The organism is Xenorhabdus eapokensis (assembly GCF_001908105.1).
Window position 1 is genome coordinate 13,537 of record NZ_MKGQ01000029.1, and the last position, 23,248, is coordinate 36,784.

The 23,248-nt window shown below is 40.2% G+C and carries 22 protein-coding genes and 1 pseudogene; 10 read left to right on the plus strand and 13 right to left on the minus strand.

The features are described from left to right. Window positions 1–65 precede the first annotated feature (65 nt). On the plus strand, window positions 66–875 hold the full coding sequence (gene mutM, locus Xedl_RS15410) for a bifunctional DNA-formamidopyrimidine glycosylase/DNA-(apurinic or apyrimidinic site) lyase (protein ID WP_074024703.1): 810 nt from the start codon (window positions 66–68) through the stop codon (window positions 873–875). Window positions 876–915: 40 nt separating this feature from the next. On the opposite strand, the gene coaD is transcribed toward mutM, so the two are convergent. From coaD to rfaQ, 6 genes are all read right to left on the minus strand, one after another. After that, complete coding sequence (gene coaD, locus Xedl_RS15415; RefSeq protein ID WP_074024704.1) at window positions 916–1,398, minus strand: pantetheine-phosphate adenylyltransferase; 483 nt, start codon at window positions 1,396–1,398, stop codon at window positions 916–918. Then, complete coding sequence (locus tag Xedl_RS15420) at window positions 1,364–2,173, minus strand: glycosyltransferase family 2 protein (protein ID WP_074024705.1); 810 nt, start codon at window positions 2,171–2,173, stop codon at window positions 1,364–1,366. Before Xedl_RS15420 ends, coaD begins: the two co-directional genes overlap by 35 nt. Then, window positions 2,173–3,450 carry a lipid IV(A) 3-deoxy-D-manno-octulosonic acid transferase gene (gene waaA, locus Xedl_RS15425; protein WP_074024706.1) on the minus strand — a complete coding sequence of 426 codons (1,278 nt, stop codon included), beginning with the start codon at window positions 3,448–3,450 and terminating at the stop codon, window positions 2,173–2,175. Before waaA ends, Xedl_RS15420 begins: the two co-directional genes overlap by 1 nt. Window positions 3,451–3,554: 104 nt before the next feature. Beyond that, a complete protein-coding gene (locus Xedl_RS15430; protein WP_074024707.1) occupies window positions 3,555–4,658 on the minus strand; it encodes a glycosyltransferase in 1,104 nt (367 codons plus the stop codon). After that, window positions 4,658–5,785, minus strand: coding sequence for a glycosyltransferase family 4 protein (locus Xedl_RS15435; protein WP_074024708.1), 1,128 nt, complete (start codon window positions 5,783–5,785; stop codon window positions 4,658–4,660). Before Xedl_RS15435 ends, Xedl_RS15430 begins: the two co-directional genes overlap by 1 nt. Next, window positions 5,782–6,852, minus strand: coding sequence for a putative lipopolysaccharide heptosyltransferase III (gene rfaQ, locus Xedl_RS15440; protein ID WP_074024709.1), 1,071 nt, complete (start codon window positions 6,850–6,852; stop codon window positions 5,782–5,784). The genes Xedl_RS15435 and rfaQ overlap by 4 nt, the downstream gene beginning before the upstream one ends. A gap of 222 nt (window positions 6,853–7,074) precedes the next feature. On the opposite strand from rfaQ, the gene Xedl_RS15445 reads away from it, so the two are divergent. The 3 genes from Xedl_RS15445 to Xedl_RS15455 all read left to right on the plus strand — a co-directional run bounded on the left by Xedl_RS15445 (window position 7,075) and on the right by Xedl_RS15455 (window position 11,005). Continuing rightward, window positions 7,075–8,037, plus strand: coding sequence for a polysaccharide deacetylase family protein (locus Xedl_RS15445; RefSeq protein WP_074024710.1), 963 nt, complete (start codon window positions 7,075–7,077; stop codon window positions 8,035–8,037). A gap of 93 nt (window positions 8,038–8,130) precedes the next feature. Then, a complete protein-coding gene (locus Xedl_RS15450; protein ID WP_083600361.1) occupies window positions 8,131–9,708 on the plus strand; it encodes a phosphoethanolamine transferase in 1,578 nt (525 codons plus the stop codon). A gap of 322 nt (window positions 9,709–10,030) precedes the next feature. Further along, complete coding sequence (locus tag Xedl_RS15455) at window positions 10,031–11,005, plus strand: glycosyltransferase family 2 protein (protein ID WP_074024711.1); 975 nt, start codon at window positions 10,031–10,033, stop codon at window positions 11,003–11,005. A 50-nt stretch (window positions 11,006–11,055) separates the two neighbouring features. On the opposite strand, the gene Xedl_RS15460 is transcribed toward Xedl_RS15455, so the two are convergent. The 4 genes from Xedl_RS15460 to rfaD all read right to left on the minus strand — a co-directional run bounded on the left by Xedl_RS15460 (window position 11,056) and on the right by rfaD (window position 15,052). Continuing rightward, complete coding sequence (locus Xedl_RS15460) at window positions 11,056–11,931, minus strand: GNAT family protein (RefSeq protein ID WP_074024712.1); 876 nt, start codon at window positions 11,929–11,931, stop codon at window positions 11,056–11,058. Window positions 11,932–12,071: 140 nt separating this feature from the next. Beyond that, the gene (gene rfaC, locus Xedl_RS15465) at window positions 12,072–13,052 is read right to left on the minus strand and encodes a lipopolysaccharide heptosyltransferase RfaC (protein ID WP_074024713.1); all 981 of its coding nucleotides are present in this window, start codon (window positions 13,050–13,052) and stop codon (window positions 12,072–12,074) included. After that, window positions 13,052–14,104: an ADP-heptose--LPS heptosyltransferase RfaF gene (gene rfaF / locus Xedl_RS15470; protein ID WP_074024714.1), complete on the minus strand. Its 1,053-nt coding sequence runs from the start codon at window positions 14,102–14,104 to the stop codon at window positions 13,052–13,054. The genes rfaC and rfaF overlap by 1 nt, the downstream gene beginning before the upstream one ends. A gap of 9 nt (window positions 14,105–14,113) precedes the next feature. Continuing rightward, complete coding sequence (rfaD, locus tag Xedl_RS15475) at window positions 14,114–15,052, minus strand: ADP-glyceromanno-heptose 6-epimerase (RefSeq protein WP_074024715.1); 939 nt, start codon at window positions 15,050–15,052, stop codon at window positions 14,114–14,116. 278 nt (window positions 15,053–15,330) lie between these two features. Here rfaD and kbl point away from each other — a divergent pair, with 278 nt between their 5' ends. After that, window positions 15,331–16,527: a glycine C-acetyltransferase gene (gene kbl, locus Xedl_RS15480; RefSeq protein WP_074024716.1), complete on the plus strand. Its 1,197-nt coding sequence runs from the start codon at window positions 15,331–15,333 to the stop codon at window positions 16,525–16,527. Between the two features lie 9 nt (window positions 16,528–16,536). Then, on the plus strand, window positions 16,537–17,562 hold the full coding sequence (gene tdh, locus Xedl_RS15485) for an L-threonine 3-dehydrogenase (RefSeq protein WP_074024717.1): 1,026 nt from the start codon (window positions 16,537–16,539) through the stop codon (window positions 17,560–17,562). A gap of 93 nt (window positions 17,563–17,655) precedes the next feature. Here the strand turns inward: tdh and envC are convergent, their stop codons facing one another. After that, a complete protein-coding gene (gene envC / locus Xedl_RS15490) occupies window positions 17,656–18,969 on the minus strand; it encodes a murein hydrolase activator EnvC (protein ID WP_074024718.1) in 1,314 nt (437 codons plus the stop codon). 331 nt (window positions 18,970–19,300) lie between these two features. On the opposite strand from envC, the gene Xedl_RS15495 reads away from it, so the two are divergent. The 4 genes from Xedl_RS15495 (at window position 19,301) to cysE (ending at window position 22,144) form a co-directional block, all read left to right on the plus strand. Further along, window positions 19,301–19,738, plus strand: coding sequence for a rhodanese-like domain-containing protein (locus Xedl_RS15495; RefSeq protein WP_074024719.1), 438 nt, complete (start codon window positions 19,301–19,303; stop codon window positions 19,736–19,738). 76 nt (window positions 19,739–19,814) lie between these two features. After that, window positions 19,815–20,285: a protein-export chaperone SecB gene (gene secB / locus Xedl_RS15500; protein ID WP_074024720.1), complete on the plus strand. Its 471-nt coding sequence runs from the start codon at window positions 19,815–19,817 to the stop codon at window positions 20,283–20,285. Then, window positions 20,285–21,304 (plus strand): NAD(P)H-dependent glycerol-3-phosphate dehydrogenase, encoded by a 1,020-nt coding sequence (gene gpsA, locus Xedl_RS15505; RefSeq protein ID WP_074024721.1) that lies wholly within the window; start codon window positions 20,285–20,287, stop codon window positions 21,302–21,304. The genes secB and gpsA overlap by 1 nt, the downstream gene beginning before the upstream one ends. A gap of 18 nt (window positions 21,305–21,322) precedes the next feature. Then, window positions 21,323–22,144 (plus strand): serine O-acetyltransferase, encoded by an 822-nt coding sequence (cysE, locus tag Xedl_RS15510; RefSeq protein ID WP_074024722.1) that lies wholly within the window; start codon window positions 21,323–21,325, stop codon window positions 22,142–22,144. A gap of 75 nt (window positions 22,145–22,219) precedes the next feature. On the opposite strand, the gene trmL is transcribed toward cysE, so the two are convergent. Beyond that, window positions 22,220–22,723 carry a tRNA (uridine(34)/cytosine(34)/5-carboxymethylaminomethyluridine(34)-2'-O)-methyltransferase TrmL gene (trmL, locus tag Xedl_RS15515; protein ID WP_074024723.1) on the minus strand — a complete coding sequence of 168 codons (504 nt, stop codon included), beginning with the start codon at window positions 22,721–22,723 and terminating at the stop codon, window positions 22,220–22,222. Window positions 22,724–22,910: 187 nt separating this feature from the next. Further along, window positions 22,911–23,131: pseudogene (locus tag Xedl_RS15520) on the minus strand (IS1 family transposase); the annotation flags it as partial. Between the last annotated feature and the right edge of the window lie 117 nt (window positions 23,132–23,248).

Sequence of the window (23,248 nt, forward strand, 5' to 3'; positions counted from 1 at the left end):
TGTAATCTGCTTAGATACGATATTCTCAGATACAATATCGTAGATAACTTATTCAAGGAGTGGGTATGCCGGAGCTACCAGAGGTGGAAACCAGTCGCAGGGGGATTGAACCTCACTTGGTTGGAAATGTGATCCAATATGTCGAGGTCAGGAATTCACGTTTGCGCTGGCCTGTTTCCGGGCAAATCATGGCACTTTCAGACCGACCAGTATTGAGTGTTCAACGGCGGGCAAAATACTTATTGCTTGAGTTGCCGGAGGGCTGGATTATTATCCACTTGGGAATGTCTGGCAGTTTGCGTGTCTTGTTGGATGGACAGCCCCCGGCAAAGCATGATCATGTCGATTTGGTTATGGCTGATGGCAAAATTCTCCGGTATACCGATCCCCGACGTTTTGGTGCGTGGTTATGGAGTGACAATCTCAAAGAGTGCTCCGTACTGGCTCATTTAGGTCCTGAGCCTCTTTCTGATCAGTTTGATGGCGAATACCTTTATACGGTTTCTCGCAACAAAAAAGCGGCTATCAAATCTTGGTTGATGGATAACAAAGTTGTCGTTGGTGTTGGGAATATCTATGCTAACGAAGCGTTGTTCGTCGCGCGTATTTTGCCTGAACGCCCCGTGAATTCATTAACGCAGCAAGAAGCTCATCGATTGGCCGATGTAATCAAACAGATTTTACGTCGTTCCATTGAGCAAGGTGGAACAACACTGAAGGATTTTCTGCAATCTGATGGTAAGCCAGGATATTTTGCTCAGGAGTTATTTGTTTACGGCAAGAAAGGTGAACTTTGTCCCGTATGTGGTGAGAAAATTGCGTGTGTAAAATTGGGGCAACGCAGTACATTTTTCTGTCGTCAGTGCCAGCATTAAACGTATTGGGGGCAGAGAATAGTTGCCCCGTATAAACGTATTATTTGCCCAATTTCTTTAGCATTGCCTGCTCAACTGGCTCTGACAGGAAGGATGAAACGTCGCCATCATGGCGAGCAACATCCTTGATTAAGGATGATGAGACAAACGACAGGGTTTGGGAGGGCAATAAAAAGACACTTTCCAGCTCAGGCATAAAATGTCGATTCATATTGGCCAGTTGCCACTCATATTCAAAATCGGAAACAGAACGAACTCCGCGGATTAAGATATTAGCCTGCTGCTTTTTGGCAAAATTGACCATCAGTTCGCTAAACCCAACCACATCGACATTTTCCAGATGAGCCGTGACTTCTTTTGCCAGCGCGACACGCTCTTCCAGATTAAACATGGGATTTTTTCTGTCACTGTTAGCGATAGCCAATAAAACATGGTCAAACATGTTTGCAGCACGGGTAACAATATCAAGATGACCGTAAGTGATAGGGTCAAAGGTGCCGGGATAAATCGCTTTTCTTTTCATCGTTGTTCTTACCCTTTGTTTGAACCAGTTCCCAAAGTGCAGCGTATTTATTGAATGTATACTGAGCATTCACAATTGCTAACACCAAGCCTTGTTTGCCATCCAAAAAACCAGCCCTTAATAGCCAGGTTTTGAAAAATGCACCCAACGTATGGCTGATTATAGAAAAATAACGGGTTTTTTTGCCCTGCTCATAGCGATGCTTCGCCCAATCTCTTGCATAATTTAATTGTTTTTGCTGGAACTCCATCAGGTTACGGCAGGTTAAGTGACGCAAATCTCCCTTTAGCATCACGACAGATGCGCCTTGAATATCAAGGGATTCGTGAACCTGATTGTCGTTGTATTGGTAACGTTCACGGCAATAAAGGCGAATAACCCTATCAGGATACCAGCCACTGTGTTGCATGAATCGCCCCATAAACAGATTAAGGCGTGCGCAGCTATAGACTTTATTATCATCAGGATTGGCCAGAACTTGTTCAATGGATGCTTTTAATTCTGGCGTTATGCGTTCATCGGCATCAATCATAAAGATGTAATCACCGCTGGCATAGGATTGCGCAAGCTGCCGTTGCCGACCGAAACCAAGCCATTGGGTATTTGAGTAGACTTTCGCACCCATTTCTCTGGCTATTTGGCAAGTTGTATCGGTACTGCCGGAATCCAGAACAATAATTTCATCCGCCCAATTCACAGAAAGCAGGCAATCTGCAATCACATCAGCGGCATTTTTGGTGATCGTGACAACGGACAGACGTTTTTTCGCCATCATCAATGGCTCCTTGGAGGGAGGTAAGGTTCCAGTAATTTTAGCAAACGTTGAAGAGAACCTTGGTTTTCATGCAGGACTTCTGCGGCGTGGTGGCCGTAATAGCGTCGGTAATCTTCGTCTGTCAGCAGGCTATTGATAGCTGAACTTAATGATTGACTATCCGTAACAGTAATCAATCCATCCGCTTTGTGCAGCTTGGCACAAATATCTTTAAAGTTAAATGTGTGTGGCCCCATGATCACTGGAATGGCATGGGCTGCCGCTTCCAGCGGGTTATGTCCTCCGCGTTCTATCAGGCTCCCCCCGACAAAAGCCAGATCAGCAATACCATACAGGAGCATCAATTCACCCATCGTATCGCCAATAACCACTTGCACATTAGTGTCAGGAATAGTGCCAGCACTGCGTAAGATCGCGTTTAATCCCGCTTTTTGGGTTAACTCAGCGGCTTTAGCAAAACGTTCAGGATGGCGGGGCACCAGAATTAACAACAGATCAGGAAATTGTTTAAGCAGCTTGCAATGTGCATCCAGGATAATCGTTTCTTCCCCATCATGGGTACTGGTTGCTATCCATACAGGGCGATGGGGAGCCCATTGGCGGCGCAATGTAACGGCTTTTGCCGCGAGTTCTGGTGTCACAGAAATATCGAACTTAAGGCTACCCGTTACAGAGAGTTGGGAACGTCTTAATCCCAATTCGATAAAGCGTTCACCATCTTCCTGATTTTGTGCGGCAATCAATGTGATTTTATTTAAAATGGTCTTAATGAAGCTGCCAATTTTCTGATATCCCGCTGCTGATCGGGCTGATAGTCTCGCGTTAGCGATAACCAGCGGGATTTCCCGTTGCTGTAGCTGAGTAATCAAATTTGGCCATAGTTCAGTTTCCATAATGATCACGAGCTTGGGATTGACGTGATCAAGAAAACGTCTCATTGAACCTGGCAGATCATAGGGAAGGTATACATGGTTAACATCACTGCCCAAGGCAGACAGAACCCTTTCAGAACCTGTCGGTGTCATGGTTGTTATAGTAATGGGCAAAAAAGGGTAATGGTGCCGTAAGATCCGCACGAGCGGAATGGCAGCTAATGTTTCTCCAACAGAAACGGAATGCAGTAAGATCCCACCTGGAGTGACTTTTTTAGCGCAAAAGCCATAGCGTTCTCCCCAGCGTTTGCGGTACGCAGGGGATTTACGACTGCGCAGCAGCAGACGCAACCAGATAATTGGCTGGATAAGGTAGAGAAGTACCTGATATAAGCGAAGCAACATTCTATCAAATTCACTGACATGGACTGAGGTTATAGTACCACATTGGCTTGAAGAAAGTGTGTAAAATGCAGTTCCCTTTGAACCATAGTTTGGTGTTCTGTTGGTTATTTTTCTATTAATTTAATATATTGCTTTTGTATATTGTTTGACTCAAATTTTTCATATAGTTCATCTGTAATTTGAGGGGGCATATTGTAAGCAAGCTGTATTTTTTCTGCCAAAGAATCTGCGTCTAGTTTAGACAGGTAGTTTTTTAAGTGCCCTGTCATTATCTCTTTAACACCACCAGGGCAATCTGTACTGACGATAGGAATATGGCAAATTAATGCTTCGATTAATACTGTCGGTAACCCTTCACTGTCTGAACTTATCACAACCGCTCTTGCTTCATTGATAATGGGATGTGGATTGGAGTGGAAGCCAGCTAAAATGACTTTATCATTTAACCCGTACTCATCAATTTTTACTTTAAGGTGTCCTTCTATTTCTTTGGAACCTTGGCCTACGATAATTAGCTTGCACGGGAGATTTGCCTTTGCAAAGGCATCTATTAATCGATCTTGACGTTTTACCCGATGTAAGCGCCCGACATGCAGAATGTAATTCAACCCATGATAAGGATTGGTTTCTGATGCCTGTGCTTTTATTTTTTCAAAATCAAAGGGATTGTAGATGGTTTTTATCTGCTTGGGCTGTATCCCGATATTGCTTAGTAGATCATGACTAACGGCCTCGGAAACGCAGATAACCCCTTTATTTTTATAAATTTTTCTTATCTTTTCTTTTTTGAGCCAATAAGAAAAGCCACTTTTATTGCTTAAGTAGGATTGAGAATAAATGCCGTGAATACAATGCCATACATTGCAATTTTTCAGGACTTTGGATTTAACCACGATACGATCAGTTTTATGTAGGTTAGATATGACAAGTACAGGTTTACCTTTTTGCTGGAAAAGCTTAAATAAAACTTTATCCATTGCTTTAGCCCTGCGGTTTATCTCATTGAGTTTTCTTAGTAACCCTCGATAGTCATCTGGGCTGACGATGTAATGAATATCTTCCGGTATGGTGTAATCCAATTGAGTATTGAGTGAAAGTAAGGAAATTTGGTAGTTTGATTTACTCAAACCAGCCGCAAGACGAAGGGTTACATTTTCAGCGCCTCCTCCAGGTAATCCATCGATAATAAAAAGAATATGTTCTTTCACTATGCTAAAACTCGTTGATAAAGATCAATTAATTGTTTGGATAAATTTTCAGGTGTTGTAGCGATTATTTGCTTTCTGGCGGCAATAGACATATCGGTTCCGAATATGTTATCAGGAATGCCGTAAACAGCATCCCTTAATTTTTCAATATCTAATGCATCACAGATAAAACCATTCTTCCCTTCGGTGATGAATTCAGCTCCCCCACATGTTGTGCTGGTAATGACGGGTAAACCGCATGCCATAGCTTCGAGGATAACGTTAGGAAATGGATCATATAGCGTCGGCAGTAGCAAAGCGTCAGACAATTGATAAAAAGGCAATGTATTTTTTTGTAACCCCATAAAACGGATGCGATGGATACACCCTAGCGTATTTGCAAGCGACTGATATTTTTTCTGTTCTTTGTCTTTACCGATCACTAATAGATAGCTATCTGTCTTTGCAACGGCTTGGATTGCCGCAGATAACCCTTTTCGCTCAAAGCCAGAACCAACATAAATTAAGCATTTTGCTGTCGCGGGTATTTGATATTGTTGTCTAAGTTGTAGGCGGGTTTGCTCATCAGCAGGGAAAAACTTTGTGTTATCAATTGAGTTATATATGACAGCGATTTTATCTTCAGCTACACCAAATTCCTCGATAATTTCCCTTTTTATCATTTCAGCGTTACAAATCACTTTTTTTAAGGCCGGATCTGCATACATTTCAGCCTCAGCATTCATAACATAGCGGTGATACCGATCATTTAACAACCAACGTGCTTTCCATGTTGGCAGGGTACGGCTTCTTTGATGTAACCAGCACTTATGGACGCCATCTCCGGCCCGATAAATATCACAACCAGCAATGCGTTCATGGCTTTGAACCAAATCAAAGTGTGCTTTTTGCCATAATTTCCGTGCTGATTTGGCAAAACCTCTTTCGCGGCTAATTCTGCCATATTTAATGGGGTCACACAGGTGGATATGCCAATTTGGATTACTTGCACCTTGCCAAGAACGTGTAATGACATTCAGCTCAAGTTGTTGGTGTTCCAGTGCTTCCAGGGCCCTTGAAATAAAACGTTCAGCACCTCCATCTGGACGATACTTTTGACGGACAATGGCTAAACGTAATGGTTTCATGAAATATATTTCCTTGCTGCTGAAATGACAGCATTTGTGGGTATCAGATCTAAATAGCGTTCGTTTGTACAGGTTTTTATATCATCTGGATGTGGAATATTGCCATAATCGCCAGCCCAAATCACCTCACCAACAGATTGCCAGGGTTTCCAAAATATCAGTTTGGAGGGACCGAACAATGCAATACAGGGTGTTTTCAGGGCAGCGGCCATATGCATTGGTACTGAATCTACGCCAATAAATAACTTAGCATGATCAATCAAAGCGGCAAGTTTGGGTAATGTTAGCTTTCCAGCCAGAGAAAGGATGTTCTTTGTATCATCAGGGCAGTGTGACAAGATGGCGGATACCATTTCCAATTCCTTTTGGTCTGGTCCAGAAGTAATGATAATACTATGCCCATCTTTTTGTAGTGCAGTAATCACTTGCGCCATTTTTTTTTCATCCCAACACTTAAAAAACCATCGAGATGTAGGTTGAACAACGACATATTTTGCTGAAAATCCATACTGTGAGAGCGCTTGTTTTATCCATTTTAAATCGTCTTTACTATAACTCATTGTCACTTTTGTGATAATTGAATTAAATTGCAATGGCTTTAGGATAGAAAGGTTTTGTTCTACTGTATGCAATGAATCATGGTTAGTTGTTGGTATAACCTCAGTATGACATAAACGCCATTTCCAATTTTGTCGTTTAGGGAAACTAAGGGCCAGTCGGATAGGTGCGCCGATAAAACGCGAAATAAATGCACTTCTCCATTGGTCGGCGAGGTTGACTACTAAATCATAATGTTGCTGTCTCAATGTCTTAAGCAGGGTCCACTCATACAATAATTTTTTCCTTGTACCCAGTTGCTTCCACGTGCGGTCTATAGAAAAAATACGGGAAATCTCTGCCAAATTTTCCAGCATCGGTGAGGTTTCTTGATAAAGGAGAACATCAATTTTTGCATCTGGATAGTGAAGAGTGAGTGTGCTGATCACTGGGGTTATCAGTAACATATCTCCATAATGTTGTAATTTAATCACTAGAATGCGTTTGATTTTATTATTTTGGGGGATCATTTGTTGGGTTCTTTAATATATCGATGTCATATGGTGAGCTCAATGTAAAAATTATAGTGTGGCATTTTTAAGTACACCAACTAAGAATGGCACTGGATAGATAGAGTGTATGTTCAATCAGGTAGAATAGGAGCAGACAGATAATTAGATTCTCTAATTGCGCTCTTTGTTTGTTATGCGTACCATTAGGACAATTATCATTGTCACTTTTGGTGCATATCAATGTTATTACCCGCTTTTATTATCACGATCGACACCGAAGGTGATGATCTATGGCAAAATAGTGGACGAATCTCAACAAAAAACACGCATTATTTGCCAAGGTTTCAGAATCTTTGTGAACGTTTTGGATTCAAACCTGTTTGGTTAACTAACTATGAAATGGCAATGGATGATAGTTATATCGAATTTGCCAAAGATGTGATAGCCAGAAATACGGGTGAAATCGGTATGCATTTACATGCCTGGAATAGCCCACCTATTGTTCCCCTTACTAACGATGATATGCGTTATAAGCCATATTTGATTGAATATCCTAAAGATCGAATTAAAGAAAAAGTTGGTTTTATGACCAATCTTTTGGAAGATAAACTCCAAACTAAGATGTTGAGCCATCGTGCTGGTCGTTGGGCGTTTAATGAGTATTACGCACAATTATTAGTGGAATATGGATATCAGGTAGATTGTTCTGTTACACCAAAAGTTAATTGGGACTTTACCAAGGGTGATCCTAATGGGAATGGTGGAACAGATTATAGCCATTTCCCTAATCATGCTTATTTTATGGATTTGCAGGATATTTCCAAAGAAGGAGATTCTTCGTTATTACAAGTACCGATGAGTATTCAATATAAGCACTCCAGAGTTATGAATTTCATTAAGCAGGAGTATGATCGATTGAGAGGAAAACAGCGTTCTCCATCGGTTAATTGGCTGAGACCAAAAGGCGGAAATTTGGCGCAGATGAAAACTGTAGTCCAACAAACTTTAACTAATGGCAATGACTATGTTGAGTTTATGTTGCATTCCTCTGAATTTATGCCAGGGGGGAGTCCAACTTTCCAGAATGAAGAACAAATTGAGCAGCTTTATCAGGATCTGGAAGGGTTGTTTGCGTTTTTGCAGCCTTTGGTGCAGGGGATGACGTTGGGGGAATATTATCTAGTAAAATTACTTAGGAACTAAATATAAAAAGAGAGTCTGTATCTTATCTTATATGAGAATATAACTATTCTTTAAGTTTTTTATAAAAATAATTTATTTTGCGGTGTTTTTTATATGTTGGATTTTTTTGTTAAGTTTATATTTGTTATGATTGAAAAACATAATTTTTCTCTAAAGAAAATAACACCAATTATATTTTTGTCATTATTTTGTTTTTTGGTGAATTTTTCTTTAGGATATGGTTTTAGACCTTTTTATGCTTTTTTATTGATGTTTCTTCTTCTTATTATTGTAAATAAATGTAATTTTTTATATAAGGCTAACATTATATTTTTGTTGATACTGTCTTCGGCTTATTTTCCGATTGGATTGATTTATGGTCCTCCATCTTTTAATTCGGTATTGTCTCTGTATTATACAAATAAAAATGAAAGCTTTGAATTCATTAAGTCTATTCCTGTTTATTATTTCTTATCTAGTATTCTTGTCATAATTATTGGATTTTTGAATTTAAAGTTACCATTGAAAATAGAAAGTAAAAAAATTATCTTGTTTTCTTATTTTATTGTATTTTTTGGGGTTTTTTATAACCCTATAAAGATTTATGTCAAGTCTAATAATTTTGATTTGTTATCAATTAGATTCCCTCCTGTAAGATTTTTCTGTGAAATATATTTGTCAAACCAAGAAGTAAAAAAACAATATGAAGAGCAAAATAGACTATTAAATTTAACGGATGATTGGAACCCATCAAGAAAAACTGACAATAAATATGATACTTATATCGTTGTTATTGGTGAGAGTGTCAGAAAAGACATGATGAACAGTTATGGTTTCCCCTTAGAGAATACCCCTTTCATGAGTAAAGCTAATGGGATATTATTTAATAATTATATTTCTGCTGCTTCTTCAACTGTATTATCATTAACAAACTCTTTCTCTCTGAGAGAAAATGATAATTTAAAGGTCAATGATAATATAGTATCGTTAGCAAATAAAAGTGGATATTTTACTTATTGGTTTTCAAACCAAGGAATGTTAGGAATATATGATACAAGTATCAGCGCCATAGGACAAAAAGCAAATTATTATTTTTTCTCTAACAAAGGAGAATATAATTATGTTAAATTATCTGATGATATTTTATTGCCAAAAGTGATCAATGCATTAAATGATAATATAAAGAAGAAGATAATTTTTGTTCATTTGATTGGTTCTCATGCGGATCATTGTGAAAGAACAAATGAAAAATATGATGAGTTTTACTTAAATAAAGATATGTCATGTTATATTCAAAGCATTAAAAATACGGATCTACTTTTATCAAAAATTGCCGATGCTGCTAATAAAAGCAATAGAAAATGGTCAATGATGTATTTTTCAGATCATGGTGTTTCTTTTTATAATGAAAAGTTAAAAGATAAAAGATTAACTCACAGTGATAAATATAAACAAAACTATCAAGTTCCTTTCTTTATTACATCTTATGATAGTGAGTATAGAAGCTATATTAATAAATTTATAAGTGGATTTGATTTTTTATCTATTTATTCTGAGTGGATAGGCGTAAGTGAAGCTAGAATTAATAGTAACTGTAAATATTTTTCTAATGATGAATGTGATAAAGAAGTTAAAGTTATTGATTTTAATAATAATTTAAAATATTATAATTCATTACCAGACGAAAAATAAATAGGATTAGCTGTTTTAGCAGTGATGAGATTTTTGATGCCTGAGATATAGTAAGAATTTTCTGTTATCTCAGGCTAAAAGTATTTAACTTATTTATTTTATTTGTATTTTTAAAATTTTTAGTTATGTTTTTTAATCTATGGATGTAAGTTGATAATATCATATTAAAACATATCTATTCCTAAAAATTTTTGCATTAATTAAAAAAATTTTAATCAAAAAAACAACCATTAAAATATTTAGTGTTTTTATACTTTACGGTTTTCTTCCTTGATTTATAAGGAAGGATTGTTATATAAAATAAAAAGAGTGTATCATTGTTATGAAAAATCCTTTAGTGTCTATTATAATACCAGCATTTAATGTTGAAAATTTTATATCTAATGCGATTAATAGTGTTTTGAATCAGACATATAATAACATAGAAATAATAATTATTAATGATGGTTCAACTGATAATACATTAAATGTTATAGAGAGTATAGCAGATGAAAATAAGAATATCATGGTGTTATCTCAAATAAATAAAGGGATTTCTTCAGCAAGAAATTTTGGATTATGTAAAGCTACTGGTGAATATATTTCTTTTCTGGATAGTGATGATACTATAGAACCTATTTTTATAGAGAGCATGTTGAAAAAAAATGAAAAGGAAAATAGTGATGTGGTTTTTTGTTTGAATAAAACAATTGATAAAAATAACAATATAAAATTTTCTAAAAATTATGAAGATATAAATAAATTAGCAGTAAATTATATGAATTTTGATTATTTTGATATCTGCTGCATGCTAATAAAGCGTAGTTTCTTATTAGACTGTAATTTAACTTTCGATGAAAAATTGATAGTTGGTGAAGATGTGTTATTTATTTTGATGTGTATAAATAAAACTGATTTTTATTGTGTCCCTAAACATCTATATAATTATGTTTATAGAGAATGTTCTATAATGAATAAAAAATGGAAAGAGTATGATTATATGAATGAAATTCAAGCATGGGACACTATTTATCATAAAATGTATCTCGATTATCGTAAGAGAGATCGTAAACTTCTTATGGATAAAATAGGCACAAAAGTTTTAAGCCTTAAAGTGGCTTTTATGTGGAAATTACTTGCTTCTGGGAAAGTTAATGAGCTTTCAAATTTTATTTCAAATCTTTCATGTTATAATAAATACTCTGTCTTTCTTAGGAAAAAAGAACTATTTAAGTTAAACTTGATAAATTCAAAAAATAAAATAAAATGGTTTTTAGCACGATTTCTTTTTACAAAGAAAAAAGATATAATTCAATAACCATGTATAAGGCCTGGATTAGCAGGCCATTTACAAAATGGTTTTTATAATTAAAGTGTTACAACCCTAAATAATTTTTCTCGTCTACACCAGCGTTCTTTATAATTAAATGTAGGTCGGCCAAAACTAAATCTCATTTCAATGTTATTTTTTTCTGCAAGAGCTATAGCATTCTTTATGTTAATCCACATTGCTATTGTTCCTACAGGAATTTCTTGCAAACTCATATCCCTACCGGTATTGATAAAATCAAAATTTATCCAATTAACACATTGTTTTTTTATAACAAATTGAACTGAGGCTGGTTTGTTTTTCCAGAAAAGTATATGTCCAAATTTCAAAGATGGAATATTGTTTAGTAATTCTTTTATTGCTATTTTATTAATATGACATTTTCGCCTCATAAAGAATAGTTCATCATAAATCTCAACGAATTCCTCCGTTGATATGTCAAAAATATTAATTAAACTGCCATCCTTTTTCAGAAAATTTTTTAGTTCACGATTTCTTGTGTTTATTGTTTTTCCTGATAGCTCTTTAACAAAACAGATTTCACGGTGGGAATTAAATATATGTGAACTATTAATAACTGTTTTAGCATTTTTATGAGACAAAAATTTTGATTTAAACGGCAATATACATTTTATTTCAGGTTTAATTGGAAATAAGATTTCATCGGTACAAACAGGGTAAGGGTTACCTATTTTTTGTGATAAACTTGGTTCTCCAGCTAAATAATTAGAATCCCAAACGCATACTGCAGCTATAATGTTGTTACTGTTATCTGTTTTAACGAAATATTTTTCATTCAAATCAAACCTAGCATGTAAAAACTGTAGTACTTCTGGGGAGGTTGAGATACCACCTCCATATAACTCATACGCCTCTTCGTAATTAGCAAAGTTGGCTTTTTTCCAATTTAACATGTACAGCCCTTAGTTTTTTCTTATAAAAACATTTATTCTTGAATTAAAAAAATATTTCTTACAATTACAATAAATAGTGTTTCTACCTTGTATTATCTTAAGAGTTTTCAATAAATATTAAAATCGTAAGCTATTCATGTTCACTGGATAAAATCTTTTTGTAATACTCTCTTCACAAGCAACATAACTTCCTCTGAAGTAATACCTTGCATCGTATTATCAGCCGATTTCAAAGGATGCTGCTCTTTACCATATCCACCGATTAAACCAGGATCAGTCGGCCCAAATAGCGTAATATTGGGTCGATCAAGTGCTGCTGTAAGATGGCTTAATCCTGTATCAACTGAAACTACGGCTTGTGCTCCTGCGAGAACGTGTGCAATTTCAGCCAGAGTCAGTTTTGGCAGAACATCAACATGGGGAAACCCTTCCGCTAGCCTTAATGCCCGCTGATATTCATGCTCGGCACCCCAGGGAAGTTTGATGCGCATACCCGTTGTCTGAATATCTGCAATAAGCTGCCGCCAATGATTTTCAGGCCAATGTTTTTCATCACGGGTAGTTGCATGGAGGAAAACGAGATAGTGATTTCGGCTGCTGGTTTGCTGGCTTAAAAAATGGCGGGCGATGGCGTAATCACCTTGCCCTGACGGTTTTTCATAGCCCAAACTATCAGCAAATAAAGCCCGAATGCGTTCAACCGCATGCTGTTGCTTGCTGACAGCATGACAGTGTTCGTAGAAGAAACTGGCGATGGGTTCACGGATGCTTTTTCGATCGTAACCATGCTTTGGGCCATGTGCTAATCGGGTTACCAAAAAAGCACTTTTTAACAGGCCTTGCGCATCAATAACAGCATCATATTGGTGCTGTTGCAGTTGTTGCCGAAATCGTGCCCGTTCTTCACGAATATCTTTTCTGAACCAATTCTTGCGCCAACGGCGAATAGCCACGGGGATCACATTTCCGACAGCATTGTGCCAGGTTGGAATTTGGGCAAACCCTTCTTCCACTACCCAATCAAATTGAATGTCAGGAAGCTGCTGTTTTGCATCCGTTAATGCTGGCAGAGTATGTAACACATCCCCCATAGAAGATGTTTTTACCAGTAAAACACGCATTAATTTTGGCTCTCCGCCTGTAGCAGTTTTTCTAATGAAGACAGGACCATTTCAGGTTGAATATCGATCAAGCTTTGGTGATAGCCGCCGTCACTGTCGCCTTTTCTAATCTTATGGTAGCCCGTAATCAGGCGGATCACTTCGGCCTTATTCGATAGTGGTGGGGTAAAGTCCGGGCTGCTTGGCCCGTATAATGCCACCAGAGGGCGGTTTAAGGCCGCTGCGACATGCATCAAACCTGAGTCATTTGTGACGATGGCATCACAAGCTGCGATGATATTCACTGCTTGTTCAAGTGAGGTTTTCCCTGCCAGATTGAGACAATTTTCGCGGGCATCATCGCTTAAAAGTGCGCGAATATCTTCACCTGCCTGATGATCTTTGTCAGAACCGAACAGTAAAACTTGATAGCCTTTTTGGGTAATTAACTGTTCAGCGAGGGCAGCATAGTGATAGTGTGGCCAACGTTTGGCTGGACCGAACTCGGCGCCTGGGCAGAAGCCAATAATAGGGCGGTGATCAGCAATATTGAAGGCTGAGGTTGATTCTGCAATATCTTCGTCATTGACACTTAATTGCGGCCATAATAAAGATTGTGGAAGATCATCGGCGCTACGCATGTTTTTCCCTTCATAGGCGAGAGCAACGTAGCGTTGGACCATAAGTGGAAAAGCACTCTTATTCAGGACTCGGATATCATTTAGCACTCCGTAACGCATCTCACCGCGCCAACCTGTACGTAGCGAGATATTGGCGAAGAAAGGTACTAGCGCAGATTTGAATGAATTGGGCAATACATAAGCACGATCGTATCTATTTTCACGCAATACCAGACCAAGGCGTCGGCGCTCACCCAAGGCAAGGGCTCCATGACCAAGCGGCATGGCTAATGCCTGATGTACTTCTGGCATTTTTGCCAGCAATGGACGACACCATGCTGGCGCCATCACATCGATTTCTGCATTGGGGTACAAATCTTTCAAAGTCCGGTAGAGGCTTTGTGACATCATCATGTCACCCACCCATGATGGGCCGATCACCAATATCTTCATAGAAATCGATTAATTATCCTGATTGAGCCATTGCATATATTCAGCGACACCTTCGGCGACAGTCTTGAACGGTTGTTGATAGCCAGCAGCACGAAGTTTTGTCAGATCTGCTTGAGTAAAACTCTGATAACGGCCTTTTAATTTTTCTGGAAAATCGATGTATTCCACAGTTGGAGATTTTTCTTTATGGAATTCAATCACAGCATCTGCAACAGCCTGAAAAGATTCAGCACAGCCTGTTCCACAGTTAAAAATGCCGGAAACACCATTTTTCCAGAACCACAGATTGACGGCGGCAACATCGCCGACATAGATAAAATCGCGACGGAAATTTTCACTGCCAGCAAATAACTTCGGATTCTGTTCCTGATGAATCTGATTATTTAAATGGTAGGCGACACTCGCCATACTGCCTTTGTGCCATTCGCGCGGCCCGTACACATTGAAATAACGGAAGCCACAAATTTGGGAATCTGCATGAGGCAAGATATCACGAACATATTGGTCAAACAGGAACTTAGAGTAGCCATAAACATTGAGCGGTTTTTCATATTGGCGCTCTTCAATAAAATTATCACTGCGACCACCATAAGTAGCAGCAGAGGAGGCGTACAGGAAAGGGATTTGACGATCGAGGCAATAATGCAGCACATCTTTGGAGTACTGATAATTATTGTCCATCATATACTTACCATCCCATTCTGTTGTGGATGAGCAAGCACCTTCATGGAAAATGGCATCAATATCACCTAAATCATCACCCGCCACAATGCTGGCGATGAAGTCTTCTTTATCGATATAATCGGTGATATCCAAATCAACCAAATTGACGAACTTTTTGCCGTCTTTCAGGTTATCAACGACCAGAATATCCTTATAGCCTTCGTCATTCAGTGCCTTGACAATATTGCTGCCAATAAACCCTGCGCCACCAGTGACAATAATCATTTGGCTCACCTCTAAATAGTCAGTTCACTTTATACCCAGCTTTATTACTGTAACTTGATGTCTATTGGGTATGTCTTCGCTGCGTATAATAGCACTTAACCCCACTGACGACAGCAGCTTAAACAGGGGAATATCCTGAAATCTTACTGTATGCCAGACTCTGGGGCGTGATCAGCTTTACAAAGTTGAGATTCTCTTTTTCGTTGTGTCGTCACTGGTAGGATCTACCAGTAATATACATTTCGCCTTTCACTTACTTAGGGATTCAGGAGAGAAAAATGTCAGCGTTGTTTTACCAGAAAATTAATGCGCAGTTGGAACAAACCCGCTCCGAAGGATTATTCAAAAGTGAGCGTATAATCACTTCTGCGCAGGATGCCAATATTGCTGTTGCTGAAGGTAACCAAGTTATTAATTTTTGTGCTAATAACTACTTAGGCTTGGCCAATCACCCTGATCTGATTGCTGCTGCAAAAGCAGGCATGGATAGCCACGGTTTTGGTATGGCATCCGTTCGCTTTATCTGTGGTACGCAAAATTCTCATAAAGAATTAGAAAATAAGATTGCTGAATTTTTGGGTATGGAAGATGCCATTCTGTATTCCTCGTGCTTTGATGCAAACGGCGGTTTGTTCGAAACCCTGTTTGGGCCAGAAGATGCCATTATCTCTGATGCCTTGAACCATGCCTCCATCATTGATGGTATCCGCTTATGTAAAGCAAAGCGTTACCGTTATGCCAATAATGACATGCAAGAATTAAGAGCCCAGTTGGAAAAAGCAAAAGCAGAAGGTGCGCAGAATATCCTGATCGCAACTGATGGGGTATTTTCAATGGACGGTGTCATTGCTGACCTGAAATCCATCTGTGATTTGGCTGATGAATTCGGTGCTCTGGTCATGGTGGATGATTCACATGCAGTGGGTTTTGTTGGCAAGTATGGTCGTGGTACACATGAATATTGTGATGTCATGGGACGTGTTGACATCATTACTGGCACGCTTGGTAAAGCGCTGGGTGGCGCATCTGGTGGTTATACTGCCGCGCGTAAAGAAGTTGTTGAATGGTTGCGCCAGCGTTCACGCCCATATCTGTTCTCCAACTCACTGGCTCCGGCTATTGTCGCTGCATCGATTAAGGTGCTGGATATGTTGAAAAATGGCGATGATCTGCGTGAGCGTCTCTGGAAAAATGCGAATTTGTTCCGTGAAAAAATGACGGCGGCAGGTTTCACTCTGGCGGGGGCAGACCATGCAATCATCCCCGTTATGTTGGGGGATGCGAAACTGGCGCAGGAATTTGCCTCAGAACTACTGAAAGAAGGCATTTATGTCACTGGGTTCTTCTATCCGGTTGTGCCTAAAGGTCAAGCGCGTATTCGAACCCAGATCTCAGCCGCTCATACTGAAGAACAAATTGAACGTGTGGTGGCTGCATTTATCCGTATTGGCAAGCAATTAAATGTCATTGCTTAAGGTATCATTATGAAAGCATTATCCAAATTAAAGCCACAAGGAGGTATCTGGATGGCGGATGTGCCCACGCCAGAGCTTGGGCACAATGATGTGATGATTAAAATCCGTAAAACTGCTATTTGTGGTACGGACGTTCACATCTATAACTGGGATGATTGGTCGCAAAAAACTATTCCTGTCCCGATGGTAATAGGGCACGAATATGTTGGTGAAGTTGTTGCAATCGGTCAGGAAGTAAAAGGGTTCAAGATTGGTGATCGTGTATCCGGTGAAGGCCATATCACCTGTGGTTACTGTCGTAACTGCCGTGGTGGACGTACGCATTTATGCCGCAATACTACGGGTGTTGGTGTGAACCGTGAAGGCGCTTTTGCTGAATATCTGGTTATTCCCGCATTTAATGCTTTTAAGATCCCAGACAATATACCCGATGAGCTGGCTGCGATTTTTGATCCATTTGGCAATGCAGTACACACTGCGCTGTCTTTTGATCTGGTGGGGGAAGATGTACTGGTGTCAGGTGCTGGCCCTATCGGGATTATGGCAGCAGCGGTATGTAAACATGTTGGTGCTCGTCATGTCGTGATTACGGATGTCAATGAATACCGTCTTGAGCTGGCTCGCAAAATGGGGGTTACCCGCGCCGTAAATGTCAGCAAAGAAAACCTGACTGATGTTATGGCAGAGCTGGGAATGACAGAAGGTTTTGATGTTGGTTTGGAGATGTCAGGTGCTCCGCAAGCGTTCGGTACTTTACTTAATACCATGAATCACGGTGGACGTATTGCGCTGTTGGGGATACCGCCTTCGGACATGGCGATAGATTGGAACCAGGTCATCTTTAAGGGATTATTTATCAAGGGGATCTACGGGCGTGAGATGTTCGAAACTTGGTACAAGATGGCGGCTTTGATCCAATCTGGCCTGGATTTGTCCCCGATTATCACTCACCAATTCTCAGTTGATGATTACCAGAAAGGCTTTGATGTCATGCGCTCAGGGCAATCTGGCAAAGTTATCTTAAATTGGAACTAAAAATTAGCGCAGGCGTCTTTGGCTTTTAAGACGCCTGTTTGATCGGCTAACAACAGGATGGGCGTTACCAGTTCAATAACGTAAACAGCAATGCTATTTCCCTAACCACGGTAATGGGTTAACAGCCTGTCCCTGACGGCGGATTTCGAAATACAGTGAAGGCTGTTGTTGCCCACCGCTGCTGCCGACCAAAGATATTGGCTGACCTGCCCGAACCTGTTGCCCAACACTGACCAATGTGCTCTGGTTGTAACCGTAAATGCTCATATCGCCTTTACCGTGTTCGATCACGACAACCAGACCATAGCCTTGCAGCCAATCTGCCAACAATACACGTCCATCTGAGATTGCCCTGACTTCTGTCCCTTCCGTTGCTGAGATAACAATTCCTTTCCAACGAAGTTCACCTTGTATCGTTTCACCAAAACTATGGATGATACGACCGCGTACTGGCCAGATGGCTTGCCCAGCAGGGCGCCCAAGACCGCCAGTTCGTGCCATGAGAGCACGTTCTTCTTCTGTTGGTTTATAACTGGAACCTTTTTGTTGAGCTTGTTTTTGTTTAGCCGCAACTTGGGCACGAACACGAGCCGCTTCACGAGCTTCACGTTCAGCACGTGCTTTGGCTTCCCGCTCAGCTTTAGCAATTTTGTCTCTCAGTCTGGTTTCATTTTGCCGAAGCACAGCCAGGCTTTGTTGCTCTTTTTTCAATGAAGATTCAAGTACCGTTAATGTTTTTTGCCGCGCAGTGCGGGTAGTTTCCATCTTTTGCTTTTGCTGTTTTTGGCTGACCAGTATCGCTTTCTGTTCATTTTGTTTTTCTAATTGCAGTTTTTTTTGCTGATTAAGATCTTCGGTTGTTTTTTGCAGGTTAGCGATAGTTTCCTGACGTGCCTGATTCAAGTAACTGTAATAGGCGAGAATACGTTCTTTGCGCTGATTTTCCGGCCCATTGAGTAACAACTCCAATCCCTGATGATTCCCTTGCCGGAATGCAGCGTCCAATTGATTGGCAAGTAATTGACGTTGCTCCTTTTGCTGCGTTTGCAGGCGTTTGATATTGGCATTTAACGATGAAATGTCGTTTTCTAGTTTATTTAGACGGGTCTGTGTTGTGTGTAGTGAGCGTCCCACTTCTGAGATAGTACTTTCTTGTTCTTTTAATTGGTTAAGCAGATCTGTACGTTGTTCTTGTTGCTGTTTTACACTTTTCTCTTTCTCAGCAATATTCTGCTGAATATCTTTGAGCTGATTCTTATTCTCTGAAATTGGATTGGCGAAAGTATTTGTACTGAAGCTGAGAAAGGTGAACAACAAGGCACAGAGTTTTAACACTCTGATTTTATTTTGATTTTTGCATTGCTTCTGCCGATTCTTACGGCTCTTCAGATCCTTACTTTCAGCCATCTTATTGGATACCCTGCTGCTACATAATAGCGCCTGATTATTTCATGAGGAATTGCCCCTGACCAGAGAACAGACGGTTTTTATCATTAATATAAGTTTTAGTTAATTTAGTCCATTTATTGTCGAATATCCTGCTTTGAGCCAGTGTTACATGAAATATTTTATTGATGCATGACAATTAAGTGGTTCTCAATGTATTTTTTAATTTTTCTCGAAACTCTCCGCAAAATCTGCATTGTATTGATGCTAATTGGCTGTAATTGATGCAACACACAGGTATACTCTTCTACCTTAGATATTTGTTATTAACTAACGGGAGTTATTGCCCTCCATGCTGCAAGAAATCATGCAATTTATTAGCCGAAACACGATCCTGAGCCTTGTCTGGATTGCATTGCTGGTGGCTGTCATTGTCATGACGGTAAAAAGCGTGTTCTCCAAGAGTAAAGAGATCACCCGTGCTCAGGCCATCCATTTCATCAACAAGGAAGACGCTATCGTCGTGGATTTACGCTCCCGTGACGATTTTCGCAGAGGGCATATTATTGGTTCCGTTAACCTGACGCCATCTGAAATTAAAGACAATAATTTAGGTGAGTTGGAGAAACATAAAAAACAGCCTGTTATCGTAGTTTCAGCGAATGGGCTAGAATCTAGAACGCCAGCGGAAAATCTGGTTCGTTTAGGCTTTGAGCAGGTCTATTCCCTGAAAGAGGGAGTTGCTGGTTGGGCGGGTGAAAATCTGCCATTGGCTCGCGGCAAGAAATAACGAATTTAGGTGCAAGTAGCATGCTTGCATTCTTGAAAAGTTTAAATAAGGACATCTGAAAAAGGTAAACATGATTATGTCAGAACAAAACAACACAGAAATGGCTTTCCAGATCCAACGTATTTACACGAAAGATATTTCTTTCGAAGCACCAAAAGCCCCGCAGATTTTCCAGCAGGATTGGCAGCCGGAAGTTAAATTGGATTTGGACACTGCTTCCAGTGAATTGGCTCAGGGCGTTTATGAAGTTGTTCTGCGTGTTACCGTTACGGCGACATTGGAAGAAGAAACTGCGTTTTTGTGTGAAGTTCAGCAAGCGGGTATTTTCTCTATTGACGGTATTGAAGGAACCCAGTTGGCACATTGCTTAGGGGCATATTGTCCGAACATTCTGTTCCCATACGCCCGTGAGTGCATCACCAGCTTGGTAAGTCGTGGTACTTTCCCACAACTGAACTTAGCTCCTGTTAACTTTGATGCTCTGTTCATGAACTATCTGCAACAGCAGGCTGAACCTCAGCCTAATGAGGCTGCACAGGAAGCCTAATGAATACTGCTTCTATGACAGTGATCGGTGCCGGTTCATACGGCACCGCTTTAGCTATTACGTTGGCTCGCAATGGGCACGATGTTGTGCTTTGGGGGCATAACCCTGTGCACGTCAATGCGTTGCAACAAGCGCGCTGTAATCAGGCATTTTTACCGGATGTTGCTTTTCCTGATAGTTTATCGCTTGAATCTGACCTAAAAAGTGCTGTTTCAGCCAGTTGTAATATCCTGGTAGTGGTTCCCAGCCATGTTTTCGGTGATGTCTTACAGCAAATAAAACCACATTTACAACAGAATAGCCGCATTGTTTGGGCTACCAAGGGGCTTGAAGCGGAAACAGGACGCTTATTACAAGATGTCGCCCGTGAGATATTAGGTGATGAAATCCCCTTGGCCGTAGTTTCTGGCCCGACATTCGCCAAAGAGCTAGCGGCAGGTTTACCAACAGCGATTGCGGTTTCTGCCACAACACCAGAGTTTGGTGAAGAACTACAACAGTTTTTCCATTGCGGCAAAAGCTTTCGAGTCTACAAAAACCCAGATTTCATAGGGGTACAGCTCGGCGGGGCAATAAAAAATGTGATTGCAATTGGTGCCGGGATCTCTGATGGTATGGGATTTGGAGCTAATGCCCGTACGGCATTGATTACCAGAGGGTTAGCTGAGATGAGCCGCCTTGGAGTAGCTCTGGGGGCAGATCCTTCTACATTTATGGGCATGGCTGGATTGGGTGATTTAGTTTTGACCTGTACCGATAACCAATCCCGTAACCGTCGTTTTGGCATGATGCTGGGAAAAGGTATCGGTGTTGATGAAGCACAGCGTGAGATCGGGCAAGTTGTTGAAGGATACCGCAATACTAAAGAAGTTCGAGCTTTGGCGGAACGAGTGGGTGTTGAAATGCCTATCACAGAGCAGATCTACCAGATACTGTATTGCAATAAAAATGTGATTGAGGCTGCCCAAACATTATTGGGAAGAGCGACAAGAGATGAGGGAGATGGCTCTCACTCTTAAATAAATGAGAACACTGATATGTCGCGAGCAGAACTGAATGAAGTCTGGAAAAATATAAAAAACGAGGCGAGGGCGCTGGCAGACTGTGAACCCATGTTAGCCAGTTTCTTTCACGCGACACTACTCAAGCATGAAAATCTTGGTAGTGCCCTGAGTTACATGCTGGCAAATAAGCTGGCAACACCGATTATGCCTCCCATTGAAGTCAGAGAAGTCGCTGAAAGTGCATATCGCAGTGATCCTAAGATGATTGAATCGGCAGCACGTGATATCAAAGCTGTTCGACTGCGTGATCCGGCAGTAGATAAATATTCGACCCCATTACTCTATCTTAAAGGCTTCCATGCTCTGCAAGCCTACCGCATTGCTCACTGGCTATGGAAAGAAGATCGCAAGGCATTGGCAATCTATCTACAAAACCAGATTTCAGTTTCTTTTGGCGTCGATATTCATCCCGCTGCCAGAATTGGTTGTGGCATCATGCTGGACCATGCGACAGGTATTGTAATTGGTGAGACAGCGGTTGTTGAGAATGATGTTTCTATTCTGCAATCTGTGACTCTTGGGGGAACAGGTAAAACCAGCGGAGATCGTCATCCGAAAGTACGTGAAGGAGTGATGATTGGAGCGGGTTCCAAAATACTTGGCAATATCGAGATTGGCCGCGGTGCGAAAATTGGGGCAGGGTCGGTTGTATTAAGATCAGTTCCACCTCATACCACAGTGGCAGGCGTACCGGCGAGGATTGTTGGTAAACCGGAAAGTGAGAAGCCATCGCTGGATATGAACCAGCATTTTAATGGCATCAATAACGGATTTGAGAATGGGGATGGAATTTGAAATTCTGTTCTTTTCTTATAAGCACTAATAGATAGGACATTCAGCGCTTAATCCGCACTGAATGTCCTATTAATCTTAATCCCGCAATAACGCACCTGGATAACCCAGTTGCCGCCATGCTTCAAATACAACCACTGCGACAGAATTGGACAGATTCATGCTACGGCTATCTGGCAGCATGGGAATTCTGATCTTCTGTTCAGGTGGCATGTTATCTAATACATAAAACGGCAAACCACGAGTTTCTGGGCCAAACATTAAGTAATCACCATCACGATAACTCACATTACTGTGCGCCGGAGTACCTTTTGTAGTTAAGGCAAACAGGCGCGCTCCAGAAGGGGACTGTGAATTGACGGAACTGAGTCCTTCACTTTCCAGGAATGCGTTGTAATCGTGGTGTTGTTTGATATTAGCAAACTCGTGGTAATCCAACCCTGCACGACGCAGGCGTTTATCATCCCATGTAAAACCCAAGGGTTGAATGAGATGAAGTTGACAGCCTGTGTTGGCACACAAGCGGATGATATTGCCTGTATTAGGCGGAATTTCTGGTTCGAATAGGACGATGTTTAGCATTGGTGTTTCAAATGAAGAAGCTATCATGACAGCTATTTTGATAATAGAAATCTATATTTACTAGTTTTTTTATTAAAAATGATAGTGTTGGAAACAATAATCAATTATTTTAATAACCTGAACTTTGTTTAAAAAAAGAACTAAAGTGCCTAAGGCACGATTGAAGTTTTCGGGTCATGATTCCAATTTATTGATAATGAAGAATGTTTAGATAATACTCAATGATTCTGTCATGAATTTCTATGGATTTTGAAAAAGACAACGTCTTGCGAATCAGTCTTGCCAAATGCTGACGGAGATTCAGGTTATGTCTCTCTATGCGTTGGGTATAACGCTTACTAACACCACATAGCGTTTCCTTGCCAGCGTTCTTTCATCGCTTCTCCAGCCATCGGTCATATAAATAACGCGATGCTCGACTTTTAGGGTGAGTTGAAATGACATAGCCGCTCCTTTATAACTTTAAGTCGTCAAAAATAGAGAAATAAAGGAACAAAAGGCTATGTCACAGCAAGATTTTATCAT